Genomic DNA, 13310 nt, shown 5'->3' on the forward strand with positions numbered 1-13310 from the left:
CGATAATAATAAAATATTATAAAATTCATGACAGGAGGTTATTACAATGAGAGTCTATATCACAAAAAATTATGACGAAATGAGCCGCAAAGCAGCAAATATAATTTCAGCGCAAATAATTCTTAAACCTGACTGCATACTCGGACTCGCTACAGGGTCGACTCCTTTGGGAATTTATAATCAATTATCAGAATGGTTCAACAAAGGCGATCTAGATTTTTCCGAAGTCGTAACAGTCAATCTCGACGAATATCGGGGACTCGGCCCTGAAAGCGAACAAAGCTACATATCTTACATGCGAAAAAATTTATTCGACCGAGTGAATCTTAAAAGCGAAAATGTCCATTTACCCGACGGCAGAAATTTAGACAGCGTAGAAGCATGTAGAGCATATAATAATTTACTCGCTGAAATAGGCCCGCAAGATTTGCAGTTACTAGGACTCGGCAGAAACGGCCACATAGGTTTTAACGAGCCCGGCGAAATTTTTGAGAAAGACGTTCACTGCGTCGAATTAACACAAAGCACAGTCGAAGCTAATAAAAGATTCTTCGAGGCAGGAAAAGAAGTCCCAACCCACGCTTATACAATGGGAATAAGATCTATTCTGCGCGCAAGAAAAATTTTAGTCATTGCCTCCGGTGAAGACAAGGCCGAAGCTGTAAAGAAAGTTTTTTACGGGGCTGTTACTCCTAAAGTGCCGGGGTCTATTCTGCAATTACATGATGATGTTATTCTAGTTTGTGATGAAGGAGCTTTCTCGAAATGCAAGAATTAATTTATTTATCATACAGCACAGAAAAATTACTTGAGGCCGTAAAGAATCCCTATGTGAAGCCGGATCAAATAAAATCTCTCGTGAAAAATGGCGCGGACGCAAATGCAAGGATAGACGAAGACGCATATACAATTTTGATGACTGCGCTTTATAACGTTTATAATCCTGAAGTTATCGCAGAACTTATTAAAGCCGGTGCAAATGTCAACGCCAGAAATCTAGATTACTGGTTTGAAACTGTTTTATTAATTGCTGCAATGAATAACCCGAATCCGCTTATAATCCGCAAATTAATTAACGCCGGTGCAGACGTTAACGCAAAAAATAAATATGGTGAGACGGCTTTATTTATGGCAGCATATAACAATAATCCTGCTATAGCAAAAGTCTTGATTAAGACCGGAATAAATACAGAAATCCGCAATAAATCCGGTAAATCCCCGGCGCAATATGCACAAGAACAAGGCAATAATAAAACTTTAGATTTTCTTCGTTTTGTCGATGAAGCATTTTTCTTTCATGATTCAGACTGGTGGGAAAATTTATTACCTGATGAAATTTGGCGGTTAATTGATTCCGGTGCAAATGTCAACGCACATCAATATGACAAATTTAATAAATTAATCAATACTCCATTACGGGAAGCCATAAAATTTAACGCTGATGAGGAAATATTAAAAACTTTAATCACGGCAGGTGCTGAAGATCTTGACGACTCATTGATGATAGCTGCAAAAAATAATAATTGTTCTGCCGTGTCAGTCCTCTTAAAGTTTGGTGCAAATGCTAATTATTACGATAGCGAAGAAGATATAACCGTCTTAAAAATGGCCGTTGAATCTAACGCAAGCCCTGAAATTATCACGCTTTTAGTTAATAACGGAGCCGCAATAAATGATAGAAATAATTTTTTCGGTGATTCGCCTTTAATGCTTGCTGCATACAAAAATGAAAAAGTAATCGAGACATTAATAAATCTCGGCGCAAATGTCAACATAACTAATCTTGACGGAGAAACAGCTTTAATGCGATGTTCAAATATCGACTCTGCTTTATTGCTGATAAATGCAGGTGCTGACGTTAACGCAGGAGATATTCATAATCTAACAGCTTTAATGCGGTCTGTACACTATGATTCAGAACTCGTAAAAATTCTCATCAAAAACGGTGCTGACGTTAACGCAAGAGACTTTCACGGCAAAACAGCTCTTGATTATGCGCGGGAAAATAATAATATTGAGATAATTAATATTTTAGAGGAGCTGACGACATGAATTACACAATCTCTAACGCTTTAATTTTCCGGCCTGACTGCAATTTTCACGCAGGAAATTTATTCATACACGATGAACTCATAAGCGGCAACGCAGATAATGACTCGCAAATTATTGACGCGCAAAATTTATATATCATTCCCGGACTCACTGATATTCACTTTCACGGCTGCAAAGGTCATGACTTCTGCGAGGGCACTCAAGAGTCTTTGCAAATTATAGCTGACTATGAAAACTCTATCGGAGTCGCTAACATCTGCCCGGCAACAATGACTCTTCCTGAAGCTGACTTAACGCGCATAATGAACAACGCCGCAAAATTCCGCGAAAAATCCTCCGCACTTGCCGGAATAAATCTCGAAGGCCCATTTATCTCACTCGCGAAAAAAGGTGCGCAGAATCCTTCTTACATAACCAAACCCGACGCAAAAATGTTAGCACGCCTGCAGAATGAATCTCATAATCTCATAAAAATTGCCGTCGTTGCTCCTGAAGTCGAAGGCGCATTTAATTTCATCACTGAAGCAAAAAATATTGCAAAAATTTCTATCGCTCACACAAACTGCGATTACCAGACAGCCGACAAAGCATTCAAGCTCGGAGCCTCACACGTTACGCACTTATACAACGCTATGAACGGCATTAATCACAGAGAACCAGGGCCGATAATTGCTGCTCTCGAAAATAAAAATGTCTGTGTCGAATTAATTTGCGACGGGATTCACATTCATCCGTCAATAGTGAGAATGACTCTAAAACTTTTCGGAGATGACAGAGTAATTTTCATCAGCGACTCAATGGAAGCAACAGGAATGAACGACGGAAATTACATGCTCGGAGGTCAGAAAGTTATCAAGCAGGGCAGCAAAGCACTATTAGAAGACGGAAAAACTATCGCCGGAAGTGTTACAAATTTATTTGACTGCATGAGGACAGCCACAAAATTTATGAATGTAAAACTAGAAAGCGCGATAAAATGTGCAGCCCTTAACCCAGCAAAAGCTATAGGACTTGACGCAGGTAAAATCGAACCGGGAAAATTTGCAGACCTAATCGCACTCGACAAAGATTTAAATCTCGTCTGGGTAATGAATCATGGAAAAATTTTTTGCACAGAATAAATATTTTTCACACGTAAAATTTCAACAATTACACGTAGATATTATTTGCTGTTTACTGCTATAATCACTATTAATAAATTCACTCAGACATTCACAAAATTTAAATCGAGGGGGTATATTATCACAATGATTAAACTTTACGATGAAGGAGTTTATCTCATTAACGGAAATCAGATAGTCCCCGAAAGCCAAGCCGACGGAAAATACAACAAGGCCGACGCTAAAAAAGGTACTATCGCATACGGAATATTGAAGGCGCATAACACTTCTAATGACATGGATCACCTGCGCATAAAATTTGACTCTATGGCCTCGCATGATATTACGTTCGTGGGCATCATTCAGACTGCTAGAGCTTCAGGAATGAAAAAATTTCCGCTCCCTTACGTAATGACTAACTGCCATAACTCTTTATGCGCGGTCGGAGGCACTATTAACGATGACGATCATTATTTCGGACTCAGTGCTGCAAAGAAATACGGCGGAATTTATGTCCCTCCTCACATTGCAGTAATTCATCAATTTATGCGTGAAATGTTTGCGGGCTGCGGGAAAATGATTCTCGGCTCTGACTCTCACACACGTTACGGCGCATTAGGAACTATGGCAATCGGTGAAGGCGGCGGAGAACTCGTCAAGCAATTATTGCAGGATACATATGATGTCGCTTATCCCGGAGTCGTCGCAATTTATTTAAGCGGCAAACCAGCACCATATGTAGGCCCGCATGATATTGCACTCGCGATCGTTAAGGCAGTATTTGAAAAAGGTTATGTCAAGAATAAAGTTATGGAATTTGTAGGCCCCGGCGTATCAACAATGACTACTGATTATCGCAACGGAGTCGACGTAATGACAACTGAGACAACCTGCTTATCTTCAGTATGGAGAACTGACTCTGACACAAAGGCTTTCTTAGCTGAACATGGCCGCGAAATCGATTATCAAGAATTGAATCCTGCCGACGTTGCATATTATGATGGCTGCGTAGAAATTGATTTATCGACAATTAAGCCTATGATCGCTCTTCCGTTCCACCCGTCAAACGCTTATACGATCGCAGATTTTTACGCGAACATGAAAGATATTCTTGCTGACACCGAGAAACGGGCCGAAAAAGTTGCAGGAGGACGCGCACACTTCACACTCATGGACAAAATTACTTCAGACGGCAAATTAATGGTTCAGCAGGGAGTAATCGGAGGTTGTGCAGGCGGAAATTATACAAACGTTGTCGAGGCAGCACACGCACTAAAGGGTAAAACATGCGGCTTTGATGAATTTTATTTGAGCGTGTATCCGTCGAGTCAGCCGGTATTTATTGATTTGGATCGTAAAGGCTTGCTTGCTGATTTAATGGACGCGGGCGCGATAATTCGTACAGCTTTCTGCGGGCCTTGTTTCGGAGCAGGCGACACACCCGCAAATAATGCATTCTCAATCAGGCACACGACTCGAAATTTCCCGAACAGAGAAGGATCAAAACCGGGCAACGGTCAAATGTCAGCAGTAGCATTAATGGACGCGCGTTCAATCGCAGCAACGGCAGCAAACGGAGGCAAATTAACAAGCGCAGAAGACCTCGACTGCTGGGGCGATGTTCCTGCATATCATTATGATGACAAAGCCTATAAATCGCGCGTTTACTGGGGATTCGGTAAAGCAGATCTCGAGTCGCCCATTCGTTTTGGCCCGAACATTAAAGATTGGCCGGAACAGGAAGCACTCGCAGAAAATATTTTATTGCGCGTTGTATCTAAGATTCTCGATGAAGTTACGACTACTGACGAGCTTATCCCGTCCGGTGAGACATCATCATTTAGATCTAATCCGTTAGGACTCGCAGAATTTACTTTATCGCGCAGAGATCCTGAATATGTCGGCCGAGCAAAAGAAGTACAGAAAATTGAGTATGAGCGTCTCAAAGGAATCAGCCCGGCACATGGAGAGCTTAAAGAAGTTTACGATCTCATTAAAGCAATCCCCGGCCAAGAAAACGCAGACCCAATGACAATAGAATTTGGCTCGACAATTTACGCGAACAAACCCGGCGACGGTTCAGCACGTGAGCAGGCTGCTTCATGTCAAAGAGTTTTAGGCGCGCTTGCAAATATCACGCAGGAATATGCTACAAAGCGTTATCGTTCTAACTGCATGAACTGGGGAATGATTCCTTTCCATCTGAAGGGCGAACCAGATTTTGAAGTCGGCGATTATGTTTATGTCCCCGGGATTCGTTCAGCACTTGACAAAAACGAGCTTTCAAGCATTAAAGCATACATCATCAAGGGCGGCAAAATAAAAGAAGCAGAGCTTTACATTCAGGACATGACCTCAAATGAGCGCGATATTGTCAAAGCAGGCTGCTTGATTAATTTCAACAGGGACAAAGCGAAATAAAAATTTTTGGCAGTAATTCCCCCTGAGTGATTCATTTTTTCGGGGGGACTCGTAATAAAAATTTTATATCATGAAAGGAGTTTTACTCACGCTATGAGCAAAATAAAAATGGCAACTCCCATTGTAGAGATGGACGGCGACGAAATGACCCGCGTTTTATGGCAGATTATCAAAGATGACCTGCTTTCACCGTTCGTGGAATTAAACACGGAATATTACGACTTGGGATTGCCTAAGAGAGACGAGACCGGCGATAAAATCACTTGGGAAGCAGCCGAAGCAATCAAGAAATACAGAGTCGGAGTCAAATGCGCAACAATTACCCCGAATAAACAGCGTGTCGAAGAATATAATTTACACGAAATGTGGAAGAGTCCCAACGGCACAATTAGAGCTGTTCTCGACGGTACAGTTTTCAGGAAGCCTATTTTAACGAAATGCATTAAACCGGTCGTAAAGAATTGGCACAAACCTATTACCATTGCAAGACATGCATATGGCGACGTTTACAGAGGCACAGAATTTAGAGTCCCTGAGCCCGGCAAAGCAGAATTATTATTCACCGGCAAGAACGGCGCAACCTTCCGCGAAACTGTTTACGATTACGAGTGCCCCGGCGTTTTGCAGGCAATGTACAACAAAGACACGTCAATAAAATCATTTGCACGCAGCTGCTTTGAGTACGCCCTCTCAACAAAAGAAGATCTCTGGTTCTCCTCGAAAGATACAATTTCTAAGCAGTATGACCAGACATTTAAATTATTATTCCAGGAAATTTTTGAGACGGAATACAAGGCAAAATTTGACGCAGCCGGAATCACTTATTTTTACACGCTGATTGATGATGCAGTAGCGCGCGTTATGCGTTCTGAAGGCGGATTTATCTGGGCTTGCAAGAATTATGACGGCGACGTTATGAGCGACATGGTATCGACGGCTTTCGGTTCACTTGCAATGATGACGAGCGTTCTTGTTTCACCGGACGGAAATTTTGAGTACGAAGCTGCACACGGAACAGTAACAAAGCATTTCTACCGTTACCGCGAAGAAGGCAAAATGACATCAACTAACCCCGTTGCAACAATTTTCGCATGGAGCGGAGCACTCAGAAAACGCGGCGAGATTGACGGAAATAATGATCTCGTAGCATTTGCAAATAAACTTGAGAAGGCAACAATTGAGACAATAGAAGGCGGAGTCATGACGAAAGATTTATCATCACTTTGTGAGGGCGTTGTACCTCATGTCGTTGACTCGAAAGAATTTATCAAGGCTATAGCAGCAAAATTATAATCACGCGCTATAATAGCAATCAAGACCCGCGGGACTCGTTCAGGGTTCTGCGGGCTATTTTATGGAAGGATGAATTTATTATGTCATTAACAGCAGAAAAAATTGACTGGGGACGCGCACCAGCTGACACGCCGGTTTGTCCGGAGAAAGAAATTTATTTACGCGACATAGTGCAGACTATTTTAGACGGTTACGAGACCACCGAAGATGTTATGGAAGCTCTTGCAATTAGTCCCGTTGATGTCGGAGCAGACCAGATTCAGGAAATTTTAGCGATATTTGTTCCCGTTATAAATGCTTGGAGGTCGGGAGCCGGCTGCGGAGGTAACTGCGGGAGTTGCGGCGGAGGTTGTGCAGGTTAATGAAACGCGCTTTTATTGCATTACTGATAATTTTTTGCGTCATTGCCGGTATATCATGTGCGAAAACTTTTGCGGACGAATCAGCAAATAACGTCGTAATAACTGCAAAGGGGAAAAAATATCACAAGCCCGGCTGCCGGACAGTTAAGCAGGTATCACAGACTCTGACTATTTCAGAAGCACAAAAACGAGGCTATAAACCGTGCAAAGTCTGCAAGCCCTAATAAAGCAGGTGAGATAATGAACAAAATTTTTCTAGCGTTACTATTTATATTTGCGTTGACTGGGACTCTTTACGCTCAAGAAATGCGCATAAATATTACTGCAAACGGGAAGACTCTTACTGCGACTCTTGACGATAACCCCGCGAGCCGTGAATTATTTGCGAGATTGCCATTTACGATAACAATGCAGGATTTATACTCGCGTGAAATGTGTTATTTCATGAAGGACGCTTTACCCCCCAGCAAAATAGTATCTGATAATTACAAAGTCGGTGATTTAATTTACTGGCCGCCGCAAAAATGTCTTGTAATTCTCTACAGGCAGAACGGCGAAAAATTTTCACGGCAATATCTCGGACACATTGACTCAGGTGTTGAAATGTTCGAGACGACCGGCGACACTGAAATAAAATTTGAGGCTGCAGGGCTGTAAGAGGCTCTGCAAGTTTTTTATCAGGAGGCTTTATCGGCATGTCCAACGGAAAAACTTTTTTGGAATTATGGCGCGACACTCTTTATAATGCACACGTTAATTTTTTGCGCAAGAAAAATTTATACGAAGAATGGAACAAATTTAAATCCGGCAAAAATTTAAAGCAGGACGATTACAGACTCATGAGCGAATTTATAAAGCTCAAGGATAAAGAATTTCAGCAGGCATAAATAAATGAATACAGCAGAAATTTTCGCATACAATAACGGCTTTGAACTCGGAAAATTAATTAATTCACAGATAAAACGCTTTGCAGGCCGTGAAAAAAATTTGAGATTCGTCATTCCCTCCCGCAAAGATAAAAACTATCGCCCGGAACTAAATAATTTGACTCTCTGGACGTGGGAAGAAATTTATAATGACATTTGCAGCACCGGAAAAATTGACCGCAAAAAAATTCTGTCTCCGCCCGATCATTTGTTAATTCTCAGGACTATTTTAGATGATGTCATAGCCGAGAATCCCGAAAAAATTCAACGCTGGCCCGGCATTGTCAGACCAGGATTTATTGATATTTTGTCCGACGATATTCGGGAATTATTAAATGAAGCTGTCAGACCCTCGCAATTAATTTATAACCCCGACAGTGAAGAGCCGTCAGAGTTCTTATTGCCCGAAATTTACAGATTATATCTTGAATACTTGAATGATTATAACTTACTTGACAGCGCGCAGATTTATAGTGAGTCATACGAGGAAATCTTAAAGACTCAAGAATGGGGACGCGATTTAATTATAATTTTTGCGGGGTTTCTCTCGTTCACACATGGCCAGCTTGAATTATTATATGCACTTCAAGACAGGTGCGAGGCCGTAATCATTCTTAAACCTGAAGCAAATTTAATGAATTTCCGGGACGCTCACTCACAATTTAATATAGCCTTCACTCCGGAAAAATCAGCGGGGAAAATTATAGAGATTCCAGTCTCTGAACCGGGCTTAGAACCTGAAGTAATCGCGCGCACTCTTGCATTATGGCAGCAGGATAAAATTACTCTCAACGAACAAAAATTTTCAGGATTTGACTCTATTGCTATGACCATAAGTCAGGGGCGTGAAGATTTATTTGCGCATGCCTTCAAACGTTATGAAATCCCGTACAGTTTTCAATCAGGAATCCCGATTAATAACACTTTGCCGGGAAAAATTTTATCGTCGGTCAGATATTTATATACGCGCCAGTTTCCTACTTATGAGACAGCGTTATTATTGACTCAAGAATGTTTTGCGGGCTCGAAATTTCCCGTAATGAAGGCATATCGCGCGGGTTATTCAGGTCTTGAGGGCTGGGAAAAATTTTTATCTGACAACGAAAAATTTAGCACTGCTTTACTTGCGGTTCAGTCAATCAAAAAATTTTGCGATTCACTCAAGGCGAGAAGGACACCGCTTCACATTATGAGAGCCTTCAAAAATTTTATTACGACTCCGGGACTATGGCTCGACAGACTCGAAAACACTGCAAATTTTCCGGAATTAGACGAGACAACAAGACAGACAGCAAGCGCGATCGAGACCGTATCACAAAAAGTTTTGCAGCTTGATGAATTATTGCCGGACTTAGGACGCGTGCAAGATCAAAAAATGACAACCGATGAAGCATTTGACTATCTTGAAAGATGGTGCAGGAAAACTAACACTCGTGCGCCTTTGCAAATTTCAAATTCTGTGCGAATCTTCACGGGGCAGCCTCCGGTTTTGTCATCATTTCCCGTTTTCATAATGACGGGAGTTACACAAAAAACTTGGTCAGCAAACATACAAAGTTCGCCGCTTTTAGGCACTGAGGAACGCAAAAAACTTGACGAGAATCAAGCACATTTGCCGACGGTTCAAGAAAAAGCATTACGGCACGAGGCATTATTCAGACGATTAATACAGACGGGAGAAAATTTCACGATAATTTCACGTCCTGCACTTGATGAAGAAGACAGACCAGTATCAGAGTCGCAATTTATGCCGCGATTCCTTGAAGATTTGCCAGCATGGAAGAGAATAGAATCAGACCCCGCCGGAATAAATATTTTACTTGGCAATGACGGTTATATTTTCCCGGAGATTGACGCGGGCGAAAAAATTTCGAGATCCGTACCAGCTATTAACGCGCAGGCAAATGCAGTCGGAGCAAGCGATATAAAAGAATTATTGTTATGTCCGTTCTTATGGTATCAGGAGAGGCAGGCGAAATTATACGCTTCAGACTCTGAAATTGTGTCGTCTATGGAATGGGGAAATTTGACTCATAAATTTTGGGAGTCTGTCTGGCTTCGTTACCGTGAGAACATGAACGCGCCCGGAAAAATTTTTCTGGCCATAGCAAAATCTGAATGGGAAAATTTATTGAATGTCAGTGAAAATTATCAAGATTTTACGCGGTTGATAAAAGATTTCAGGCTGAGAAGACATTTAGACGGCGTAAAATTTCGTGTTGACAGGTTGAGTCTTTTGCAGGGCGGAATACTTGACTCGCTGCATAATTCCGGCTATGAACACACAAAAATTTTGCTGGAAGAAGACGCGCATTTAATCACGCAGATTAACGGCATAAAATTTTTAGGACAGTGCGACAGAATCGAATTTCTTAATAGTCCAAATGGTGAAGAAATTGCATTTATCGCCGACTACAAAGAGGGCAAGAGCACAAATTATGAATCTGATTCGAAAATTGAGTCTTACAGCTGGAACACTGAAGAACGCAAGAAATTCAAGACGGGTCTGCAATTATCGTGTTACGCGGCATTGTTTGAACGCGAGAAAAAATTTACTTGCAAATTATCAGGAGTCTATATACTTGGCCTCAATGACGGGAAATTAGCGGGCAGCTTTGAAGATTCAGAGTCAGAAATTTTTGCGCCTCACACTGAAAGCGGAAAGATAACGACTCATATTTCAGAACGCATTGACGAGGGTGAATACGCTATGAAGTGCGCTGCTGAAATTTTGAAGATAGGAAGATTTGCGCCTGAATATAATTCTGACATGTGCAGATTTTGCAGCGTAAAAAGTTTGTGCCGTAAGGGTGAGTTCAGGGGAGAGAGTTTATTGTCAATTGATGATGACTCGGAGTCTGATGATGAATGAATGCCGCCGCCTCGCCCCACCCGCCCACCCTGCTCGGCGGCGGAAAAAACACTAAATCTCCTCTAACGCGCTTTGAACTTTGTATCCTGCGTCACGAATTAATATATCCTTCTTGAATAAATCCAAATCGTAACGCACCATTCTTTTAACGAGGTCAGTAAATGAAACTTTGCGCTTCCAGCCTAAAACTTTTTCAGCCTTCGACGGATCACCAAGCAGTAAATCTACTTCAGTCGGCCTGAAATATCGCGGGTCAACTTCAACTACTGTGCGGCCGGTTTTGGTGTCGATTCCCTTTTCGTTAATGCCGCTTCCCTGCCAATCGAGAGTCATTCCTGCTTCAGCAAATGCAAGTGTCGCAAATTCCCTCACTGAATGAGTCTCACCTGTAGCGATAACAAAATCTTCCGGCTTCTCCTGTTGTAAAATCATCCACATAGCTTTTACGTAGTCTTCTGAGTGTCCCCAGTCCCGTTTTGCGTCGAGATTGCCGAGATAAGTTTTTTCCTGCAGACCTAACGCGATTCTTGCAGCTGCACGAGTAATTTTGCGGGTTACAAAAGTTTCTCCGCGCAATTCTGACTCATGATTGAATAATATTCCGTTGCATGCGAACATGTTATAAGCCTCACGATAATTTACAGTGATCCAGTAAGCATATAATTTCGCCGCTGCATATGGGCTTCTCGGATAAAACGGAGTCGTCTCCTTCTGCGGGGTCTCTTGAACTTTGCCAAATAATTCACTCGTTGATGCCTGATAAAATTTTGTGTGCTTCTCAAGGCCCAGAATCCTTATAGCTTCGAGGATTCGCAATGTCCCGAGTCCGTCAGAGTCTGCTGTGTATTCAGGAGTCTCAAATGATACGCTGACATGACTTTGTGCGGCCAAGTTATAAATTTCATCCGGTTTGACATTCTGAACAATTCGAATCAAATTCGACGAGTCCGTTAAATCGCCGTAATGCAGAAAAAATTTATGTCCTTCTTCGTGCAAATCTTTATAAAAATTGTCGATTCTTGACGTGTTAAAAATTGAGCTTCTGCGCTTGAGACCGTGAACCTCATAGCCCTTCTTGAGCAAGTAAGCTGTTAAATATGCTCCGTCCTGACCTGTTACGCCTGTGATTAATGCTTTCTTCATGATTATACGCTCCTGAAATAATTTATTCTGCAAGTGTCCAAGTGCCGTTAATCGCAACATCGCCCGTTCTCTGTATGACACAATAAGGCGATAAATTAATCGGGCCTTCAAGCATAAATGACAGTGCCGGCGGTTTTGTCCTGCCCGGAACAGTTATCCATTGGCCATTATAGAGTCTTATTGCAAGCTGTAGAGTTTTTTCGCCGAGATTCAAAATTTCAAGCGGGACTCTTGAACGTAAACAAACATGACCGTCAAGCGTCGGGATTTCACTAGAGCTGTTAGCTTGATCGCTGTGGAATGTCCAATAAAGCAAATTTCCTGACTGATTATACATTGCATAGCCCACGCCTAAAGCTGCATTAGGTTTCTTGACGATTCCTTCAATCTCGACGAATAAATCATCATTGCGTCTGACTGAAGCTGCGTTAATTTTGCCCTCTGAGTCATATAAACCGAATCTAAGCGGCTTGAAGTATTCATTTTCGTATTTATCGCCGGGGTTGCGCCATTCTGCGTCGTCTTCCGTGAGCTTTGAGAAACTCATATATCTTTGTGCGCCTTCTACGACATCTTTTGTATCAAATACCATTTGGCCGTGTTCAAGACAAATTATTCTGTTGCAGAGCTGAAGAACTGCGCCCATATTATGACTCACAAATAAAATCGTACGTCCTTCTTCGTGGCTTATTTCGTCCATTTTGCCGAGACATTTTTTCTGGAAATCTATATCACCGACTGCAAGAACTTCATCGACTATTAATATTTCAGATCTCAAGTGTGCGGCTATAGCAAATGCGAGTCTGACTGACATTCCGCTTGAATAGCGTTTTATGGGCGTGTCAATAAATTTTTCTACTCCAGAAAAGTCAACTATTGCGTCAAAATTTTGCTTAATCTCGCTGCGTCTCATTCCTAAGATTGCTGCGTTGAGATAAATATTTTCGCGTCCAGTTAATTCCGGGTGAAAGCCTGTCCCGACCTCTAATAGGCTCGATACTCTGCCCTTGATAGAAATTCTGCCCTCTGTCGGATAAGTTATGCGGCTTAAAATTTTCAGAGTCGTTGATTTTCCTGCTCCGTTATGGCCGACTATAGCGACTCTTTCGCCTTGATTGACGTTAAATGAAAAATTGCGCAG

General features: G+C 41.9%; 12 protein-coding genes. 10 read left to right on the top strand and 2 right to left on the bottom strand.

Annotated features, from left to right (window positions below; genetic code table 11):
• The first annotated feature begins 46 nt into the window (after positions 1 to 46).
• From nagB to IJT21_03890, 10 genes are all read left to right on the top strand, one after another.
• A complete protein-coding gene (nagB, locus tag IJT21_03845) occupies positions 47 to 778 on the top strand; it encodes a glucosamine-6-phosphate deaminase (protein MBQ7577385.1) in 732 nt (243 codons plus the stop codon).
• Positions 766 to 2052, top strand: coding sequence for an ankyrin repeat domain-containing protein (locus IJT21_03850; GenBank protein ID MBQ7577386.1), 1287 nt, complete (start codon positions 766 to 768; stop codon positions 2050 to 2052). The genes nagB and IJT21_03850 overlap by 13 nt, the downstream gene beginning before the upstream one ends.
• Positions 2049 to 3173 (top strand): N-acetylglucosamine-6-phosphate deacetylase, encoded by a 1125-nt coding sequence (nagA, locus tag IJT21_03855; protein ID MBQ7577387.1) that lies wholly within the window; start codon positions 2049 to 2051, stop codon positions 3171 to 3173. The genes IJT21_03850 and nagA overlap by 4 nt, the downstream gene beginning before the upstream one ends.
• 126 nt (positions 3174 to 3299) lie before the next feature.
• The gene (locus IJT21_03860) at positions 3300 to 5573 is read left to right on the top strand and encodes a hydratase (GenBank protein ID MBQ7577388.1); all 2274 of its coding nucleotides are present in this window, start codon (positions 3300 to 3302) and stop codon (positions 5571 to 5573) included.
• 93 nt (positions 5574 to 5666) lie between these two features.
• A complete protein-coding gene (locus IJT21_03865; GenBank protein ID MBQ7577389.1) occupies positions 5667 to 6866 on the top strand; it encodes an NADP-dependent isocitrate dehydrogenase in 1200 nt (399 codons plus the stop codon).
• Between the two features lie 80 nt (positions 6867 to 6946).
• Positions 6947 to 7228 (top strand): hypothetical protein, encoded by a 282-nt coding sequence (locus IJT21_03870; protein MBQ7577390.1) that lies wholly within the window; start codon positions 6947 to 6949, stop codon positions 7226 to 7228.
• Positions 7228 to 7452 (top strand): hypothetical protein, encoded by a 225-nt coding sequence (locus IJT21_03875; GenBank protein ID MBQ7577391.1) that lies wholly within the window; start codon positions 7228 to 7230, stop codon positions 7450 to 7452. The genes IJT21_03870 and IJT21_03875 overlap by 1 nt, the downstream gene beginning before the upstream one ends.
• A 16-nt stretch (positions 7453 to 7468) precedes the next feature.
• Positions 7469 to 7885, top strand: coding sequence for a hypothetical protein (locus IJT21_03880; GenBank protein MBQ7577392.1), 417 nt, complete (start codon positions 7469 to 7471; stop codon positions 7883 to 7885).
• A 38-nt stretch (positions 7886 to 7923) separates the two neighbouring features.
• Entirely contained in the window at positions 7924 to 8115 is a 192-nt protein-coding gene (locus tag IJT21_03885) for a hypothetical protein (protein ID MBQ7577393.1), read from the top strand.
• 4 nt (positions 8116 to 8119) lie between these two features.
• Positions 8120 to 11026, top strand: coding sequence for a PD-(D/E)XK nuclease family protein (locus tag IJT21_03890; GenBank protein MBQ7577394.1), 2907 nt, complete (start codon positions 8120 to 8122; stop codon positions 11024 to 11026).
• 51 nt (positions 11027 to 11077) lie between these two features.
• Here the strand turns inward: IJT21_03890 and gmd are convergent, their stop codons facing one another.
• Complete coding sequence (gmd, locus tag IJT21_03895; GenBank protein ID MBQ7577395.1) at positions 11078 to 12169, bottom strand: GDP-mannose 4,6-dehydratase; 1092 nt, start codon at positions 12167 to 12169, stop codon at positions 11078 to 11080.
• 22 nt (positions 12170 to 12191) lie between these two features.
• The coding region (locus IJT21_03900) for an ABC transporter ATP-binding protein (protein ID MBQ7577396.1) at positions 12192 to 13310 on the bottom strand (1119 nt) is incomplete at its 5' end.

The organism is Synergistaceae bacterium, assembly GCA_017443945.1.
GTDB lineage: Bacteria > Synergistota > Synergistia > Synergistales > Aminobacteriaceae > JAFUXM01.

Bases quoted from the DNA above. Each gene is read 5' to 3' on its own strand.
- nagB (MBQ7577385.1), top strand. From the start codon at position 47: ATGAGAGTCTATATCACAAAAAATTATGACGAAATGAGCCGCAAAGCA.
- IJT21_03850 (MBQ7577386.1), top strand. From the start codon at position 766: ATGCAAGAATTAATTTATTTATCATACAGCACAGAAAAATTACTTGAG.
- nagA (MBQ7577387.1), top strand. From the start codon at position 2,049: ATGAATTACACAATCTCTAACGCTTTAATTTTCCGGCCTGACTGCAAT.
- IJT21_03860 (MBQ7577388.1), top strand. From the start codon at position 3,300: ATGATTAAACTTTACGATGAAGGAGTTTATCTCATTAACGGAAATCAG.
- IJT21_03865 (MBQ7577389.1), top strand. From the start codon at position 5,667: ATGAGCAAAATAAAAATGGCAACTCCCATTGTAGAGATGGACGGCGAC.
- IJT21_03870 (MBQ7577390.1), top strand. From the start codon at position 6,947: ATGTCATTAACAGCAGAAAAAATTGACTGGGGACGCGCACCAGCTGAC.
- IJT21_03875 (MBQ7577391.1), top strand. From the start codon at position 7,228: ATGAAACGCGCTTTTATTGCATTACTGATAATTTTTTGCGTCATTGCC.
- IJT21_03880 (MBQ7577392.1), top strand. From the start codon at position 7,469: ATGAACAAAATTTTTCTAGCGTTACTATTTATATTTGCGTTGACTGGG.
- IJT21_03885 (MBQ7577393.1), top strand. From the start codon at position 7,924: ATGTCCAACGGAAAAACTTTTTTGGAATTATGGCGCGACACTCTTTAT.
- IJT21_03890 (MBQ7577394.1), top strand. From the start codon at position 8,120: ATGAATACAGCAGAAATTTTCGCATACAATAACGGCTTTGAACTCGGA.
- gmd (MBQ7577395.1), bottom strand. From the start codon at position 12,169: ATGAAGAAAGCATTAATCACAGGCGTAACAGGTCAGGACGGAGCATAT.